This window comes from Polaromonas sp. (assembly GCF_036676035.1).
GTDB lineage: Bacteria > Pseudomonadota > Gammaproteobacteria > Burkholderiales > Burkholderiaceae_C > Polaromonas.
The window spans coordinates 1-16844 of sequence record NZ_JAKFDR010000086.1; the positions used below are offsets into that span (position 1 = coordinate 1).

18 protein-coding genes are annotated in these 16844 nt (G+C 65.8%); 9 read left to right on the top strand and 9 right to left on the bottom strand.

The genetic code is table 11. From position 1 onward, the window contains the following. On the bottom strand, nucleotides 1-379 hold a 379-nt coding region (locus tag V6M61_RS13095; RefSeq protein WP_332777016.1), incomplete at its 3' end, for an ABC transporter substrate-binding protein. Between the two features lie 289 nt (nucleotides 380-668). Here V6M61_RS13095 and V6M61_RS13100 point away from each other — a divergent pair. From V6M61_RS13100 to V6M61_RS13110, 3 genes are all read left to right on the top strand, one after another. Beyond that, nucleotides 669-1658 (top strand): LLM class flavin-dependent oxidoreductase, encoded by a 990-nt coding sequence (locus tag V6M61_RS13100; protein WP_332777017.1) that lies wholly within the window; start codon nucleotides 669-671, stop codon nucleotides 1656-1658. Between the two features lie 82 nt (nucleotides 1659-1740). Next, nucleotides 1741-2361 (top strand): YbhB/YbcL family Raf kinase inhibitor-like protein, encoded by a 621-nt coding sequence (locus V6M61_RS13105; protein ID WP_332777018.1) that lies wholly within the window; start codon nucleotides 1741-1743, stop codon nucleotides 2359-2361. A gap of 270 nt (nucleotides 2362-2631) precedes the next feature. Next, nucleotides 2632-5166, top strand: a complete 2535-nt coding sequence (locus tag V6M61_RS13110; RefSeq protein ID WP_332777019.1) for a DUF1631 family protein — start codon at nucleotides 2632-2634, stop codon at nucleotides 5164-5166. Between the two features lie 76 nt (nucleotides 5167-5242). On the opposite strand, the gene V6M61_RS13115 is transcribed toward V6M61_RS13110, so the two are convergent. Beyond that, complete coding sequence (locus tag V6M61_RS13115; RefSeq protein ID WP_442957775.1) at nucleotides 5243-5581, bottom strand: hypothetical protein; 339 nt, start codon at nucleotides 5579-5581, stop codon at nucleotides 5243-5245. Nucleotides 5582-5604: 23 nt separating this feature from the next. Then, complete coding sequence (locus V6M61_RS13120) at nucleotides 5605-6423, bottom strand: alpha/beta fold hydrolase (protein WP_332777020.1); 819 nt, start codon at nucleotides 6421-6423, stop codon at nucleotides 5605-5607. Between the two features lie 120 nt (nucleotides 6424-6543). Between V6M61_RS13120 and V6M61_RS13125 the strand changes: the two genes are divergently transcribed. Continuing rightward, nucleotides 6544-6735, top strand: coding sequence for a 4-oxalocrotonate tautomerase (locus tag V6M61_RS13125; protein ID WP_332777021.1), 192 nt, complete (start codon nucleotides 6544-6546; stop codon nucleotides 6733-6735). A gap of 230 nt (nucleotides 6736-6965) precedes the next feature. Here V6M61_RS13125 and V6M61_RS13130 read toward each other — a convergent pair whose 3' ends face one another. Genes V6M61_RS13130 through V6M61_RS13140 form a run of 3 tightly spaced genes read right to left on the bottom strand, consistent with a single transcriptional unit; the run spans nucleotide 6966 to nucleotide 8699 of the window. Further along, nucleotides 6966-7634 carry a glutathione S-transferase family protein gene (locus V6M61_RS13130; RefSeq protein WP_332777022.1) on the bottom strand — a complete coding sequence of 223 codons (669 nt, stop codon included), beginning with the start codon at nucleotides 7632-7634 and terminating at the stop codon, nucleotides 6966-6968. Then, complete coding sequence (gene gstA / locus V6M61_RS13135) at nucleotides 7631-8245, bottom strand: glutathione transferase GstA (protein ID WP_332777023.1); 615 nt, start codon at nucleotides 8243-8245, stop codon at nucleotides 7631-7633. The genes V6M61_RS13130 and gstA overlap by 4 nt, the downstream gene beginning before the upstream one ends. A 34-nt stretch (nucleotides 8246-8279) precedes the next feature. Beyond that, nucleotides 8280-8699, bottom strand: a complete 420-nt coding sequence (locus tag V6M61_RS13140; protein ID WP_332777024.1) for a DoxX family protein — start codon at nucleotides 8697-8699, stop codon at nucleotides 8280-8282. Between the two features lie 79 nt (nucleotides 8700-8778). On the opposite strand from V6M61_RS13140, the gene V6M61_RS13145 reads away from it, so the two are divergent. Beyond that, nucleotides 8779-9660, top strand: a complete 882-nt coding sequence (locus V6M61_RS13145) for a LysR family transcriptional regulator (protein WP_332777025.1) — start codon at nucleotides 8779-8781, stop codon at nucleotides 9658-9660. Between the two features lie 21 nt (nucleotides 9661-9681). Continuing rightward, nucleotides 9682-9903 (top strand): cysteine-rich CWC family protein, encoded by a 222-nt coding sequence (locus V6M61_RS13150; RefSeq protein ID WP_332777026.1) that lies wholly within the window; start codon nucleotides 9682-9684, stop codon nucleotides 9901-9903. 64 nt (nucleotides 9904-9967) lie between these two features. Here the strand turns inward: V6M61_RS13150 and V6M61_RS13155 are convergent, their stop codons facing one another. After that, nucleotides 9968-11929, bottom strand: a complete 1962-nt coding sequence (locus V6M61_RS13155) for an acyl CoA:acetate/3-ketoacid CoA transferase (RefSeq protein WP_332777027.1) — start codon at nucleotides 11927-11929, stop codon at nucleotides 9968-9970. A gap of 27 nt (nucleotides 11930-11956) precedes the next feature. On the opposite strand from V6M61_RS13155, the gene V6M61_RS13160 reads away from it, so the two are divergent. From V6M61_RS13160 to V6M61_RS13170, 3 genes are read left to right on the top strand one after another with little or no spacing between them, the layout of a single operon-like run. After that, entirely contained in the window at nucleotides 11957-12079 is a 123-nt protein-coding gene (locus V6M61_RS13160) for a hypothetical protein (protein ID WP_332777028.1), read from the top strand. Nucleotides 12080-12134: 55 nt separating this feature from the next. Continuing rightward, on the top strand, nucleotides 12135-13598 hold the full coding sequence (locus V6M61_RS13165) for an MFS transporter (RefSeq protein ID WP_332777029.1): 1464 nt from the start codon (nucleotides 12135-12137) through the stop codon (nucleotides 13596-13598). 4 nt (nucleotides 13599-13602) lie between these two features. Continuing rightward, nucleotides 13603-14370 (top strand): class II glutamine amidotransferase, encoded by a 768-nt coding sequence (locus V6M61_RS13170; protein ID WP_332777030.1) that lies wholly within the window; start codon nucleotides 13603-13605, stop codon nucleotides 14368-14370. A gap of 16 nt (nucleotides 14371-14386) precedes the next feature. Here V6M61_RS13170 and gshB read toward each other — a convergent pair whose 3' ends face one another. Both gshB and V6M61_RS13180 read right to left on the bottom strand, forming a co-directional pair. Continuing rightward, nucleotides 14387-15343 carry a glutathione synthase gene (gshB, locus tag V6M61_RS13175; RefSeq protein ID WP_332777031.1) on the bottom strand — a complete coding sequence of 319 codons (957 nt, stop codon included), beginning with the start codon at nucleotides 15341-15343 and terminating at the stop codon, nucleotides 14387-14389. Between the two features lie 66 nt (nucleotides 15344-15409). Continuing rightward, nucleotides 15410-16612: a benzoate/H(+) symporter BenE family transporter gene (locus V6M61_RS13180; RefSeq protein ID WP_332777032.1), complete on the bottom strand. Its 1203-nt coding sequence runs from the start codon at nucleotides 16610-16612 to the stop codon at nucleotides 15410-15412. Nucleotides 16613-16844: the final 232 nt, after the last annotated feature.

The following is a 16844-nucleotide window of genomic DNA, read 5'->3' on the forward strand; positions in this document are numbered from 1 at the left end:
CCTCGCCCCCGGTGAAGTTGGGCACTTCGGCGCGGCGCGATTCGGCCATGCTGACCATGATGGAGCCGGAGAACACCGGGCCGAAGATGGCAAATACGCCGTCGTCAATGGCTTTTTGCGTCAAGCCCTTGGCCACGCCCGGGTTGCTCTGGGTGTCGGTGGTGACTGTCTGGATTTTTTTACCCAGAATGCCGCCCATGGTGTTGATTTCCTTCACGGCCAGTTCAACACCGTTCTTGAAATTTGTGCCGGCCGTGGCGCCAGCGCCCGACAGCTCGACGATGTTGGCGATCCTGATCACGTCCTGTGCAAAACTGACGGTAGCGCTCACAGTGATTGCGCAGGCAGCTATTAATTTGATAGCTAATGGTTGACGCATGAAATGTCCCCGGTTGATTAAAAATGAAGCCCCCTGGCCTGCAGGCCTGTGCCGCGTGTCTTGCTGCAGCCGTCTGGCCATCGCCCCAGGCAGGTGATTCCGGGCGAACTGTATGCCGGCCCGCAGTCGTCATAAAGCAGCAATACGCCCGCAAAGCACGCTCATCGAACGCCAATGTGCGCTGATCAGCCGTAATCAGGGTATCCACTGCAAGGCTCCAAGGCTCTGCACGCCCAGCCCTGAGGGCGGGGGGACTTGTGCTCGGGGCTCCCGGCCCTATCTGTACGCGATGATTCCTTTTTCCGTGCTGGACCTCTCCCCGATTACCGAAGGCAGCGATGCTGCGCAATCGTTTCGCAACACCCTTGATCTGGCCCAGCATGGCGAGCGCTGGGGCTACCGCCGCTTCTGGCTGGCCGAGCACCACGGCATGCCGGGCATTGCCAGCGCCGCCACCGCGGTGCTGATCGGCCATGTGGCCGCCGGCACCTCGACCATTCGCGTGGGGGCGGGCGGCATCATGCTGCCCAACCATTCACCGCTGGTGATTGCCGAGCAGTTCGGCACGCTGGAGTCGCTTTACCCCGACCGCATCGACCTGGGCCTGGGCCGCGCGCCGGGCTCCGACCAGGTCACGGCGCGCGCCATGCGGCGCAACCTCGCCTCGGACGCCGACGAGTTTCCGCAGGACGTGATCGAGCTGCGGGATTACTTTTCCGACGCACCGCGCCAGCCGGTTCGCGCCGTGCCGGGCACCGGCCTTAACGTGCCGCTCTGGATTCTGGGCTCCAGCCTGTTCGGCGCCCAGCTCGCCGCCGCGCTGGGCCTGCCCTATGCCTTTGCCTCGCATTTCGCACCGGCGCAGATGATGCAGGCGATTGCGCTGTACCGCGCCAACTTCCAGCCGTCTGCGCAGCTGGCCAGGCCTTATGTGATGCTGGGCTTCAACGTGTTTGCGGCCGACACCGACGAGGAGGCCGCGTTTCGCGCCACCTCGATGCAGCAAGCCTTTGTGAACCTGCGCAGCGGCCGCCCCTCGCGCCTGCCGCCGCCCATGGCCGACTACCTGAGCCGCACCGCCCCCCAGGAGCGGGCCCTGCTCGACCAGGTGCTGTCGTGCTCGGCCATCGGCTCGCCCGACACGGTGCGCACGGCGCTGCAGGCCTTCATCGCCCGCACCGGCGCCGACGAGCTGATGATCACCTCGCAGATCTTCGAGCACGCGGCGCGGCTGCGCTCCTACGAAATCACGGCCGAAGTGCATGAGGCCCTGAACTGACTGGGGGCTACCGCTAGCCACCAGGGCCTGCTGCGGTGTATAAAAGTGAGTGCCCCGTTCAGTTTTCCACAAGGAGACGGTCATGCTCGAAAAGCTGCCCGACGCCGTGGGCCACGCACTGCACCATGTGCGCGCCGGGCTGGACCAGATTGCCTTCAACCTGGTGGCGCTGCGCACCGGCATGGCTGCGCTGCAGTTGCGCAGCCTGGCGTTTGCCGACCATGCCCCGATACCCGCCCTCTACACTGCCGACGGCGAGGGCATTTCCCCGCCGCTGCAATGGACGGGTGTGCCGGCCGGCGCCGCCTCGCTGCTGCTGATCGTGGAAGACGCCGATGCGCCCGCACCGCATCCGCTGGTGCATGCGATTGTGTTCGACCTGCCCGCGCAAGATGGCGCCCTGGTCGACAACGCGATGGCCGACCCGGCGCTCAAGACCGGGCGCAACTCCTACCTGCAAACCGGTTGGCTGCCGCCCGACCCGCCGCCCGGCCACGGCGTGCACCGCTATGTGTTTGAGCTGTTTGCCCTGGCCGCCGGGCCGGCTTTTTCAGCCACGCCCGGGCGTGACGAAGTGATCCAGGCCCTGCATGAACGGGCCATGGCCAGCGGCCTGCTGACCGGCACCTACGAGCGGCCGGACGGCTTGATCAAGCTGGGCGTGAAGCAGCGTGAACCGGCCCTGAAACAGCTCGCGACCTAGCTCTATACTGTTCAGTCAAGTGATTCGCCATGCGCCAGGCCGTTGACTTGTCATTGCGGGCTTGACCCGCAATCCATGGATCCCGGATCAAGCCCGGGATGACAAACCAGGGCAAGGCCTGGACCGAAACGAATTGAAACAGTTTGCAGCTCCGCAACAGCGGCGCAGCGGCCCCTTTCCCCTAGACTGTCATGCCGCAGTGATATGTTGGCACTGCAAGCCAATTGGCTCAGCACGTGATTTCCCAGATTTTTCCGGAACCTGTCCTCCATGGCTTCGCTACCCGACATTCTTCAACAATGCTTTCAGGAGGCGGCCGCGGCGGCCGGCCCTGCGCTGCAGCGTTGTATCGACCATGCGGTGACCGTCCTGCAGGAAGCCGAAGCCAGAACCTTCAAGGCAGCCGATCGCCAGGAGCTGGGCACGGCCTGGCGGGACCTGCTGAGCAACAAGAACGACTGGTGCCAGCACTACCCGCGCGACCTGCTGGCGGCTTTTGAGGCGTCATCCAGCGAGGCCGACGCCCCGGAGCCAGACGGCTCATCATCCGCATCATCACGCCGCAGCCCGGTTGATCTGGACAGCATCGCGCTGGTCGATGACTCGCAAATGTCCGAAGGCATCGAGTCGGCGCGCCTGTTGCAGCACATCCTGCCCATGGTGGAGCAGGGACTGGCCGAACTCGACGCCCTGATCAGCTCCGCCCAGGGCCTGCCCAATGTGAACCCCCAGCGCAACCCGCTGCGGCCCGGCGTGTTTACCCAAACCCTGAGGACGCTGATCGACGCCGCCCAGGTGGATGCGGCCAGCAGCAGCTTGTGGATCAGGCACATGGGCACCCCGCTGGGGCAGGAGCTCAAAGCCATTTACACCCAGCTGGTGCAGCAGCTGGAACAAGCCAATGTGCCGGCGGCCAGCTACCGCGTCCTGCCCACGCCGGCCAGCGCGACCGGTGGCCGGCGCGGTGGTGCAGACTCGTCCGGCAGTCCGGCGGGCCCGCATGAAGACACTGGCGGCGCTGCGGCGACAGACAGTGCGACCGGTGAAACAAGCAGTAAGGGCGATCCCGCAGCGCCCACGCCATCCCGGTACGCCGACTTCTCGAACTACGAAATCAACCCCGAGCTGTTTCAGGAGTTTCTGTTCAACGGGGGGCACAACACACCGAAAAAACGGGCACCATCACGTCGCACCCCGGTGCCGCACGAGCCTGCCGGGCCGAAATCGGCACCGAAGATGCTGCGCTCAGACCCCTCGCCCTACGACAGCGACAACGACAGCGACGACGCCTCACCCGCCGTTGGCGCGCCGCCCAAGCGGGTCGATGGCCGAAGCCAGCTCAACCCGCAGGTGTGGGGCGAGTATGGGCGCCCGCAGGAACGCGCCCTGGTACGCACCCAGCTCAAGAAAGATGCCACCCATGTCGAGCAGGTGCTGGGACTGGAGGTGGTGCGCAAGCTGGTGAGCCAGGTCGCGCAGGACCCGCGCCTGCTGGTGCCGGTGCGCGAAGCGATTGTGGCGCTGGAGCCGTCGCTGTTGCGCCTGGCCATGGTGGACCCGCATTTCTTCAGCGACGAAGGCCACCCCGCTCGCCGCCTGATGGAGCGCGTGGCCCAGCGCAGCTTTAAATACAACGATGCGTCCAGCCCTGAATTTGCCGTCTTTTTCAAGCCGGTGACCGCCAGCTTCAAGGCGCTCAACGCCCGGACGGAGATCGCCAACGCCCGGCCTTTCGGCCAGGCCCTGGCCGAGCTGGAACACGCCTGGGACGAAAACGACCTGCTGGAGATCCAGCGCCGCGACAACGTGCTGCAGGCCATGCGTTTCGCCGAGCAGCGCCAGACGCAGGCCGACCAGATTGCGCTGGAGCTCAGCCAGCGCCCGGACCTCGACAAGGTGCCCGGTGTGGTGATGGAGTTCCTGTTTGGTCCCTGGGCGCTGGTCATGGCCCATGCCCGGATGACCGACCAGGACCGGCAGGTGGACCCACAGGGCTTTGGCTCGGTGGTGTCGGACCTGCTGTGGAGCGTCAAGCGCGATGTGACCCTCAGGCGGCCCGCCAAGCTGATCGAGATGATCCCCGGCCTGCTGGCCAAGCTGAACGCCGGGCTGGACATGCTGGGGCAGGACCCGCATGAGCGCGAGCCCTTTTTTGAGGCCCTGATGAAGCTGCACCGCCCGGTGCTCAAGCTGCGCCAGGTGAAAAACAAACGCGATGCCAAACTGTTCGAGGAATCCGGCGCCCTGCCGCTGGAGCCTGAAGCACCGCCCGCAACCCCCGAACAGCTGCAGGCCAAGGCCGCCGAACAACCCTGGCTGACCCGGCAGGAACTCGCCGAGGCCGGCTTTGAAGACACCACCCTTTCAAGGCCGGGGCAGCTCACGACGCTGATGGATGCCGGGCCCGCCGGGGCCACCGACGCCAGCTTGACGCCACTGGCAGCTGCGCCCCCAAGCCCTGCCGAAGCGGTGGCCGCCGATGGCAACGGCCCCAGTCCCGAGCAAATCCTGCAGAGCTGGCGCATCGGCTGCTGGGTCGACCTGTATTCCAGGCGGCGCTGGCTGCGCGCCCAGCTGGTCTGGGCCAGCACCAGAAGCACGCTGTTCATGTTTGTCAGCCATGGTGGCCAGCCCCACTCGATGACCCGCCGAAGCTGCGAACGGTTGATCAAGGAACAGCTGCTGCGCCCTGTCGATACGCACGGCGTGGTGGCCCAGGCGCTGGACGCCCTGGCCGCTATGCCGCCTTCCCAGCCCGCCAGCCTCGCCCCGGACGTCCGAGCGTCTGACTTTGCAGCGGTTTGAAATCAACCGATCGCTACCAAATCAATAGCTGAATGCCAAAAGAATTAGCCGGCTCCAGGCCTTTTTTACTCAAGAATCAGGCCTGCCAGACCCCATAACCGGCTTCGCGCAGGCCAATGCCCAGCTCCACCTCCATGTCGCGGGCGCCCTCATAAGGCATGGGGTTGTACATGGCGTACAGCCCGGGCAGCAGGCGCACGCCAAAGTCGCGCACAAAGCGGTTGGACTGGATGCCGGCCTTGTGTTTGTCAAAGCGCACATCCGGGTCCAGCCCGGTCATGCCGACATAGACAAACGGCTTGCCGGTTTGATAGTCGGGGTTAGCCCGGCGAAAGCGCGCGACCTCCCAGACTTCGGGCCCCAACTCGACGACATAGACGCTGTAATGGTGACGCCGCTGCCGTGCCGCCATCATCAAGCGCTTTCAGCGCCCCGGTGTCAGGGCAGGGCCTTGATCCACGCCAGCACCTGTGCGGCAGCCACATCCGGCGTGTCCAGATGCCCGGCCTGAACCACCAGATATTGACTGTGCGGGTGTGCGGGCACCTTGTCGAACGCATAGGCCTGGCCGGCTCGGTACAGCGGGTCCTGCATGCCAATGACCCACAGAAAGGGCACCGGTTTTTTGAATTTGGCCGCGCTGGTCGGCATGTCGCCCAGGCCGTCCGGGTCGAAATAGCTGAGCAGGGTCTCGGCGCTCATGCTGGGCGAGGTCCGCTTGCCCTGATTGAGGTCGTCCATCGTGAGCGTTTCGCTGCCTTTGCCGGTGGCGACCAGTTCCCTGGCCTTGTCGACCGCGGCTCGGCCAATGTTGGCGTTGTACATGTGTCGCGGAGAATGCCCCGGCGCCAGCGCAATCACGCCGTCGGCATCACCCAGTGTCGCCATGTAAGCCATGCCGGCATTGGCGCCAAAACTGTGCCCGACCAGCAACACCCGCTGGTAGCCCTGGCTGCGGTACTCCTTGACCACGGCGGCAATGTCCTGCAGGGCCACCGGATAGGGCTGGTCGTAGGCGCGGCGCTGCGACCACGGCATCTCAACCGACTTGAACACACAAGGCGGCTCCATCTTGCGGCCAAAGAAGCTCATCTCGCGCGGGGCACCCCCCTTGCCGTGCATCAACACCAGGGCGCAGGTTTTGTCCTGGGCATGGGCGGCGGAAAAAGGTGCCAGCGCCCCCCAACACAGTGACAGTGCAGCCAGCACACCGGTGAAAGATTTTCTAAATCCAAATCTTCTGGAAGTCAGGTTCATGGTTCAGTCATCCTGTAAAAAAAACAGATACTGGCAACGACGCTCAACCCATTGTCGCAGGAGCTTTTATCATCTCGCGTATTCGTTTTATCCTACCCAATATCCAACACAAGGAAAACCATGCCCACGTACCACGTTGAAATGATGGAAGGCCGCACCGTCGAGCAGAAGAAAAAGCTGGTGGCCGAGATCACGCGCGTCAGCGTCGAGATTCTGGGCGGCTCGCCCGAATCGGTCGACATCATCATCACCGACATCAAACGCGAAAACTGGGCCACCGGCGGCACGCTGTGGTCCGAGCCGCGTAGTTAAATAGGCCCCCACGCTTGCCACTGCGTGTGCTGCGCTGCCCCCCGAGGGGGCTGTGCTTGCTCGGGGCGGCCCTTCGCGGCGCACGGCTAGACCCCCACGCTTGCCACTGCGTGTGCTGCGCTGCCCCCCGAGGGGGCTGTGCTTGCTCGGGGCGGCCCTTCGCGGCGCACGGCACGCGCAGGCCCCACGCTTGTCATTGCGGGCTTGACCCGAAATCCATGGATCCCGGATCAGAGCATGCGCCGCGACAGCTCCGAGTTGCGCGCCAGCAAAAACTGCCTGAGCAGCTCGGGGTACTGCGCCGACGCGGCCTGCTGCACGGAGGGCCGTTGCGCAAGCGCGCTGCGCCAGGCGTGCAGCTTGGGTGTGGCATCGAAGAAGCCGGCCTGGCCGATTTGCTCGAACACATCGAAGTAGCGAAACACCGGGCCGAATACGGCGTCAACGAGGCCGAATTTCTCGCCCGCGAAGTAGGGGCCGCGGCTCGGCAGCACCTGCTCGATCTGCGCGAACTTCGCCAGCAGCTCCTCGCGCCGGGCCTGCAGCGCCGTCGCATCGGGCGCGGTGTAGAAGCCCCAGATCGTGCCCAGCACAGCCGAGCCGAACTCCATCCAGGCGCGGTGCTGGGCGCGCTGCAGCGCATCGCCCGGATGCAGCGGCGGCGCCACGGTCTCGTCCAGGTACTCGCAGATCACGGCCGACTCGAAAATCGGCTGCTCACCGACCAGCAGCACCGGCGTCTTGCCCAGCGGCGAGACCGCCTTGAACCAGTCCGGCTTGTTGGCCAGGTCCACATCACGCCGCTCAAAAGCCACGCCTTTTTCCGCCAGCACTATCGCCGCGCGCTGCACGTAAGGGCACAACGTGTGGCTGATCAAAGTCAGTTCGACGGTCTTCATGCCTTGACGAGGCCTTCGGCCAGCAGCGCCGCATGCACCGCCGGGCGGGCCGCGACGCGATCGAGGTAGGCACTCAATGCCGGGTAGGGCCTGAGGCTCAGGCCCAGCATGGGCGCCCAGCTCACGATGGTGAAGCAGTAGGCGTCGGCCACGCTAAAGTGGCCTCCCAGCAGGAAGCTGCGCTGGGCCAGGTGCCGGTCGAGTTCGGCAAAGCGCAGCGCGAGCTTGTCCTTGCAGGCCTGACGGGTCGAATCGGCGGTTTCCTTGTGCCACAGCCAGGGGCTGAACACCTTGTGCAGTTCGCTGGAGATGAAGGTCAGCCATTGAAGCGCTTCGAAGCGGGGCGCCGTGCCCCAGGCCGGCATCAAGCCACGTTGGGGGACCAGATCACCCAGGTACTGCAGCAGGGCGGCAACCTCGGTGTGGCGCACGCCGTCGTCGAGTTCGAGCAGCGGCACATAGCCGCGCGGGTTGATCGCGTGGTAGTCGGCGCCGGATTCGAGTTGGTGGGTCGCGAGATCGACCTTCACCAGTTCGGGGCTGAGCCCGGCTTCGCGCGCCGCGATGTGGACCGACAGCGAGCAGGCGCCGGGGGCGTAGTAGAGCTTCATGCGTATCTCCAGTGAAATGAAAAATCAGAAAAAATCAGGCCGGAGCCAGGACGGTGCTGCGGCGCGCCGCCCAACGGCCGTCGCCCAGCAGCCAGTGAACCAGCGATGCCGCCAGCAAAAACACCGGGTACTCCCAGCCGCCGTTGGCGTTGGAAAACACCCAGCCGTTGGGCAGATGTACCCAGGCTGCAACCGCGAGCACGGGGGTGAGCAGCAGTGAGGCCTGCCGGCCGTAAAAACCGAGCAGAATCGCCACGCCGCCCAGCAGCTCGGCGGCCACCACCGGATAGACCAGCACGCCGGGGATACCCACCGAGTCGAAAAACTTCACGGTGCCCGGCAGGGTGAACACCAGCACCTTGAGCAAGGCGTGGCTGATCCACATGGCGCCCAGGGCCAGGCGCAGCACGGCGGCGGCATGGGCGCTTGCGGAAATGTCGTTGTCGGTTTTCATGGTGTTGATGCGGCAAAGTGAAAGAAGGTTTGAATGTAGGATTGCGTCAAAGCAATGAAAATAGGCATTACTGAAATTTATGATTGCAAAAACGCAATACGCCTTGACGGCCGCTGACCTGGAAGTGCTGCTGGCGCTGGTGCGCGGCGGCACACTGGCCGAGGCCGCGGCGCGCCTGGTCGCCGATGCCTCCACCGTGTTCCGCTCGGTGCAGCGCATCGAAAAGCACCTGGGCCAGCGCCTGTTCGAGCGTTCGCGCCAGGGTTACCTGCCCTCGGACGCGATGCTGGACATCGCGCGCCATGCCGAGCGCATCGAGGCGGAGCTTGAGGCGGCGCGCGCGACCGCGCTGCGGCCCAGCGACGAAGTGTCGGGCCGGGTGCGTGTGACCACGACCGACTCGGTGCTGCGCGGCCTGGTCCTGCCCTGCCTGCCGGCGCTGGCCCGGCAACACCCCTTGCTTCAGCTCGAGCTGCGCTCGTCCAATGAACTGGTCAGCCTGACCAAGCGCGACGCCGACCTCGCGCTGCGCGCCACGCACAAGGCGCCCGAGCACCTGATCGGCCGGCGGCTCGGCACCATACGCTTCGTGGCCTGCGCCTCCAGGGCCCTGCCGGCGGCGCAGCGGCGCAAGGCGCTGGACCAGCTCGACTGGGTGGCGCCGGACGAGGCCATGCCGGAACACCCTTCGGTGCGCTGGCGCCGCAAGACGCTTCCAAAGGTCACGCCGCGGCATCTGGTCGATGGCATCGTGGGCGTGGTCGATGCGATCAAGGCCGGCCTGGGCGCCGGCGTGGTGCCACTGTTCATGCTGGATGGCGAACCGCAGTTGCTGCCGCTGGGCGAGCCGCTGGAAGGCTGTGAGTCCGACCTCTGGCTGCTGGCCCACCCGGAGTCGCGCCACCTGCGGCGCATCGCCACGGTGTACCAGCATTTCGCAGACCACATCCGTTTACCCTGAGCACGAAGGTAGACTGTGGATATGTCGTCTTTGGCCACCCCCGCTCCCTCACGTTGTCCGCTGTGCGGCGAGGCGAATCGCTGCGCCATGGAGGTCGAACGCAGCACCGGCGTCAAGCAGCCGCCCTGCTGGTGCACGCAGGTGAAATTCGAACATGCGGTGCTCGAGCGCATCCCGCCCCAAGCACGCCGCCTAGCCTGCGTCTGCCGGGCTTGCGCGACCCGGTCGCTATCAAATAAATAGCTTCTCACGACCGACACACAGGGGCTGGAGGCCTATATTGCTTGATAACGAGCGGCGACTGCACTCAAACAATGCCCCGCGCGGCCAGCCTGGCCTTGAGAAAGCCGCCCGTGCCGTAGCGCGTGACGCGGCTGTAAAAGCGCTCGCTGAGCCGCTGCACCATGGCCGAGTAGGTGTCGAGCAGCGGCGGCAGGATGCTGACGCTGTCGTAGTTCACCACCACGGCCACGCGCTCGCCGCCCTGGCTCACCAGAGGTTGCAGCAGCGCCGTCACTTGCTGCTCGATGGCGGCGATATCGGCCGCGCTGTCAATGCTCAGGCCTTCGAAGTTGATGAACAGCAGGCGGTGCTCGCGGTCCAGCTCGAAGCGCTGGGCCAGCGGCGTGGCCAGCAGCCGCCGGCGCAGGCCCAGCGGCGCCTCACCCAGCAGGGCGGCCTCCATCAGTTGCAATTGCGGGCTGATGGCGGGCATGAAATCCATCTGGGCCAGCACGTCGCGCTCCAGATCGATGCCGGGGGCGATCTCGATCAGCTCCAGGCCGCCCTCGCCCCCGTTGGTGTCGCCGGCCACCAGCCGGAACACGCAGCGCTCGGTCACGTAGAGCACGCGCTGGCCGCGCTTGAGCGCCTCGCGCCCGCTAAAGGTTCGGTGCTCGACCTGGCGCACGAACTTGCGCGCCGTGCCTTCGCTGGCCACCCGCAGCCTGCCGTCCTCCACCTGCAGGTCCAGATCGCCGGCGGTGAAGGTGCCGACGAAGACCACGGTCTTGGCGTTCTGGCTGATGTTGATGAAGCCGCCGGCACCGGCCAGGCGCGGGCCGAACTTGCTGACGTTGAGGTTGCCCTGCGCATCGGCCTGGGCCAGGCCCAGCACCGCGATGTCGAGCCCGCCGCCGTCGTAGAAGTCAAACTGGTTGGGCTGGTCGATCACGGCCTGGGCGTTGACGGCCGCGCCAAAGCTCAGGCCGCTGGCCGGGATGCCGCCGATCACGCCGGGCTCGGCGGTCAGCGTCAGCAGGTCGATGATGTTTTCCTCGGCCGCCACGCTGGCCACGCCCTCGGGCATGCCTATGCCCAGGTTCACCACGCTGTTGGGCCGCAGCTCCAGCGCGGCGCGGCGCGCGATCAGCTTGCGCGCCGACATGGCCAGCGTGGGCAGCGTGTCCATGGGCACGCGGATTTCGCCCGAATACGCGGGGTTGTATTGCTCGGCAAAAGTCTGCATGTGGTACGCCGGGTCGCTCGCCACCACCACCGCATCGACCAGCACGCCCGGCACCTTGACCAGGCGCGGGTGCAGCGTGCCGCGCTCGGCCAGCCGTTCGACCTGCGCAATCACGATGCCGCCCGAGTTGCGCGCCGCCATGGCGATGGCCAAGGCCTCCAGCGTCAGCGCCTCGCGCTCCATGCTCAGATTGCCGTCGGGGTCGGCCGTGGTGGCGCGAATGATGCCCACCGAGATCGGAAACGCCTTGTAGAACAGGTACTCCTTGCCGTCGATCTCCATCAGCCGCACCAGCTCTTCGGTGGTGCAGGCATTGATCTTGCCGCCGCCGTGGCGCGGGTCCACGAAGGTGTCCAGCCCCACATGGGTGAGCGTGCCGGGCTTGCCGGCCGCGATATCGCGAAACAGATGGGCGAGCACGCCCTGCGGCAGGTTGTAGGCCTCGATCTCGTTGTTGACGGCCAGCTGTTGCAGCGCGGGCACCAGGCCCCAGTGGCCGCCCACGGCCCGCTTGACCAGGCCGCGGTGGCCCAGGTGGTTGAGCCCGCGGCTCTTGCCGTCGCCCTGGCCCGCGGCATAGACCAGGGTCAGGTTGCGCGGCGCACCGGTGCCGGTCTCGGCCTGCGTGGCCAGAAAGCGCACTTCCAGTGCCACGGCAATTTCCTCGGCAAAGCCGATGCCCACAAAGCCGCCGGTGGCCACGGTGTCGCCATCGTGGATCAGGCGCACGGCCTCGGCGGCGCTGACGACTTTGTTGGGCCGGGTGCCGCGGCCCCGTTGTTCATTCCCGTTGTGCTGCAAAACGGTCTCCTCGCAAGAGCTTCTATCATGCTCAAATTGCCCGGGATGCCACTCAAGGAAAACCATGCCCCCGCTTCGCCTTACAACATGCTTGATCTCGCCCTGTTTCACGCCCTGCCGTCGACGCCACCCGTGGTGAGCGCCGCATGAGCCGCCGGGCCGCTCCCAAGGCGAATACCGCAGCGCGTAGCGCGGAGGTTACCCAATGAGCCAGAGCGCCCACCTCGACGCGCTGCGCGAGCGCTACGGCGAGCGTTACCGCTGGCTGCTCCTGCTCTCGGTGATGGTCGGCACCATGGCCTCCATCATGTCGTCGACCATCATCAACGTGGCAATCCCCGACATGAGCCAGCACTTCACGTTGGGCCAGGAGCGGGCGCAGTGGGCCACCTCGGGCTTTATGGCGGCCATGACGGTGTCTATGCTGACCACGCCCTGGCTGCTGGCGCGCTACGGCTACCGGCGCACCTATGTGGGCGCCATGCTGCTGCTGATGGGCGGCGGCATCGTGGGTGGCCTGTCCAGCCAGTTCGCGCTGGTGCTGGCGGCGCGCGTGGCCGAGGGACTGGCAGCCGGTGTGGTGCAGCCGATCCCGGCCATCATCATCATGCGGGCCTTTGGTCCGCAAGAGCAGGGTCGGGCCAGCGGCCTCTTTGGCATGGGCGTGGTGCTGGCGCCCGCCATCGGGCCCAGCATTGGCGGCGTGCTGGTTGACCTGTTTGGCTGGCGTTCGATTTTTTTCATGGTCGTGCCCTTTTGCCTGGCCTCGCTGTGGCTGGCCTACAAGTTCGTACCGGTGACCGCGCCGGGCGGCGTGGCCGCCAACCGCAAAGGCGCGACGCTCGACTGGCGCGGCCTGCTGCTGGCGGCCGCGGGCACGCTGTGCCTGCTCAATGGCATGGTGGAACTGCATGGCGGCACCTGGCTGCACGCCAGCCTGCTGCTGGCCGGCGCGGTGGCCGCCCTGCTGGCCTTTGTGGCCTGGGAGCGTCGCATGGCCCGCCAGGGCAACGAGGCCCTGATGAACCTGGCGCTCTTTGGCTACCGCCCATTCGCCATGGGCAGTGTGGTGGCCTTTATTTATGGCACGGCGCTGTTTGGCTCGACCTACCTGATCCCGGTTTACCTGCAGCTCGGGCTGGGGCTGTCACCGTCTTATGTCGGCACCCTCTTGCTCCCCGCAGGCCTGGTGCTGGCCGTCACGATAGCCATGGTGGGCCGCCTGGCCGACCGGCAGCCGACCTACTGGCTGGTCAGCATTGGGCTGGCGCTGCTGGCGGCCTCGTTTGCGCTGATGACCACCGTCCATTTCAGCACCGCCATGTGGCTGCTGGTGGCCTGGGCCACGCTGGGGCGCATCGGGTTGGGCTTTATCCTGCCTTCGCTCAACCTGGGCGCCATGCGCCCGCTGGACCCCAGCCTGATTGCACAGGGTGCCAGCGCCATCAATTTTGTGCGCATGCTGGGCGGCGCGATCGGCGTGAGCCTGTGCGGCATCGTGCTCGAGTGGCGGCTGGCCGCGCATGGGGACTCGTTTGCCAGTGCCAGCACCAGCCCGGCACGGCTGGCGGCCTTCAACGAATCCTTTCTGATGCTGGCCGCGCTGTGCACGCTGGCCATGGTGGCGGCGTGGCAGCTGCGCGCAAGCCGCGCGGAGCGGAGACAATAAGGTCATGTGCCAGCTGCTCGGAATGAATTGCAATGCGCCCACCGACGTGATGTTCAGCTTCACGGGCTTTGCCGAGCGCGGCGGCCACACCGACCACCACGGCGATGGCTGGGGCATCGCGTTCTTCGAGGGCGCGGGCCTGCGCCATTTCGTCGACCACCAGTCGGCCTGCGAATCGCCGGTGGCCGAGCTGATCCGCCGCTACCCCATCAAAAGCCGCAACGTCATCGCCCATATCCGCAAGGCCACGCAAGGCGAGGTGACGCTGGAGAACTGCCATCCGTTCGTGCGCGAACTCTGGGGCCGCTACTGGGTGTTCGCCCACAACGGCGATTTGAAAAACTTCCACCCGCGCCTGCACGCGAGCTTCCATCCGGTGGGCACGACCGACAGCGAGCTGGCCTTCTGCTGGCTGATGCAGGAGCTGGCCAAGTCGCATGCGGGCGTGCCCAGCGTCGAAGAGCTGACACTCACGCTGCGCGAACTCGTGCCGCAGATTGCCCGGCACGGCACGTTCAACTTCATGCTCTCCAATGGCCAGGCGCTGTGGGCGCACGCATCCACCCAGTTGTACTACGTGCTGCGCCAGCACCCGTTTGCGCATGCAACGCTGAGCGACGAAGACCTGAGCATCAACTTTGCCGAACACGCCGGCCCGAACGACCGGATTGCCGTGGTCGTCACCGCGCCGCTGACCACCAACGAAACCTGGACGGCCTTCGCGCCCGGTGACATCAAGGTGTTTGTAGACGGCGCGCTGGCCGGCGTCTGAGCCGGCCCCGACGTTCTCAGGCCGTCAGCGCCTGCTCCAGTGCATCGATAAACATCGCGGCCACGTCAAAGCCGGTCTGCTCAAAGATTTCCTGAAAACAGGTGGGGCTGGTCACGTTGATCTCGGTCACGTAATCACCGATCACATCGACACCGGCCAGCAGCAGGCCGCGCGCGGCCAGCACCGGGCCCAGCGCTTCGGCAATTTCAAAATCGCGTTTTGACAAGGGCTGCGCCACGCCCAGGCCACCCGCGGCCAGGTTGCCGCGCACCTCGCTGCCCTGCGGAATGCGCGCCAGGCTGTAGGGCACGGGCTTGCCGCCAATCAGCAGCACGCGCTTGTCGCCCTGGGCGATCTCGGGCAGAAACTTTTGCACCATCACGCTTTGCGCGCCGTGCCGGTTCAGCGTCTCGGTGATGCTGCCCAGGTTCAGGCCATCGGCCTTGACGCGGAAGATGCCCATGCCGCCCATGCCGTCGAGCGGCTTGAGGATGATGTCCTGGTGCTGGGCATGAAAGCGCTTGATGTCCTCGGCGCTGCGCGTGACCAGCGTCGGCCCGCTGAACTGCGCAAACTCCAGGATGGCGAGTTTTTCGGGGTGGTCGCGCAGCGCGCGCGGCTTGTTGAACACCTTGGCGCCTTCGCGCTCGGCCTGCTCCAGCAGGTGCGTGCTGTAGAAATACTCGCTGTCAAACGGCGGGTCCTTGCGCATCACCACGGCGTCAAAGCCGGCCACGGCCTGCACCCCGTCGGCTCGCGCCGGGTCGGCGGCAAACCAGGCGCCGGCGTCACCGGTCAGCGTGATGTGGCGCACCTGGGCGAGCACCTGGCCACCGGTTTGCCAGCTCATGTCCCGGGGCTCGCAGGCACTGATGCGATGGCCGCGTCTTTGCGCCTCGCGCATCATGGCAAAGGTGGTGTCCTTGTAGATCTTGAAGGACTCCAGCGGATCGGCAATAAAAAGAATGTTCATAACTAGGGGGAGGTGAAACAGGCCGCCGTACTGACAGCCGAGAGCGCAAGCGCTGTTTGCCGGGGGCTAAAGTTTTTTCGGTTGTCCGTATTGTTGTACAAATAGCGCCAACGCGCCGGCGACCACGCCCCAGAAGGCCGAACCCACGCCCGCAATCACCACGCCCGAGAGCGTGACCAGGAAGGTGATCAGCGCCGCCTCGCGGTGCGAGATGTCCTTGACCGCCGCCGCCAGCCCGCTGCCAATCGTCCCCAGCAAGGCCAGCCCGGCAATCGCCACCACCAGCTCCTTGGGAAACGCCGTGAGGATGCCGGTGATGGCCGCGCCGAAAATGCCCAGCACCACATAAATTGCACCGCAGGACACCGCGGCGGTGTAGCGCTTGTCGCGGTCTTCATGCGCTTCCCGACCCATGCAGATGGCGGCGGTGATGGCACTCAGGTTCAGCGCAAACGCGCCAAACGGCGCCAGCACCAGCGTGGCCAGCCCGCTGAGGGTGATGACCTTGGACACCGGGATACCGCCATCCGGGCTGTCTGCGCCGTAGCCTGCGGCCTGGATGGCCGCCACGCCCGGCAGGTTTTGCGAGGCCATGGTCACTACAAACAGCGGCAGGGCCAGACTCACCACCGCGCCCAGGGTGAAGCTGGGCGCAATAAACACCGGCTTCGCCAGTTCAAACGTCACCACCGACCAGGCCATCTGGCCGCGCGCCGCGACGTAAACAATGGCCGCGAGCAGCGTCAGCACCACCGCATAGCGCGGCACCGCCCGCTTGCACAGCAGGTAAACCGCCAGCATCAGCAGCACCAGCGGCAGCGCCGTCTGCGCCGCCGCAAACGCCTGGATGCCAAAGCGCGCCAGCACCCCGGCCAGCAAGGCCGCCGCGATCTCCACCGGAATGCGGTTCATGACCTTCTCGAACCAGCCCGTCACGCCAAACAGCGTGATCAGCGCCGCGCAGACCATGAAAGCCCCCACCGCCTCCGCCATGGAAAAACCGCCCGCCAGCCCGGCAGTAGCCAGCACCGCCGCCCCCGGCGTGGACCAGGCCACCATGACCGGCTTGCGCAGCCACAAGGAAGGCACCACCGAGCACAGCCCCATGCCCAGGCCCAGCGCCCACATCCACGAAGTAATCTGCGCCGGCGTGGCGTTGAAGGCCTGCGCAGCCTGGAACACGATGGCGACTGAACTGGTGAAACCGACCAGAACGGCGACGAAGCCGGCGGTGAAGGCGGAGAGATTGAGGTCTTTGAAAAATTGCATCCGGGGATTCTGGCAGGGTTGGGGAATTCCAGCTTCAAGGTTTGGTTGAACTTGTCGTCGCGCCCTTCACTACCAGGCCGGGACTCGCCCCGGCGGGCGAGGCACTTGCTCTTTGCTTCGCCAAAGAAAAGTACCCAAAAGAAAGGCGACCCTACTGTCTGCGACCCTTCGCTGCGCTACGGGCACCCTGCGGTGCTCGCTTCAGGCGGGGTCCGCGCAAACTCGCTGCGCT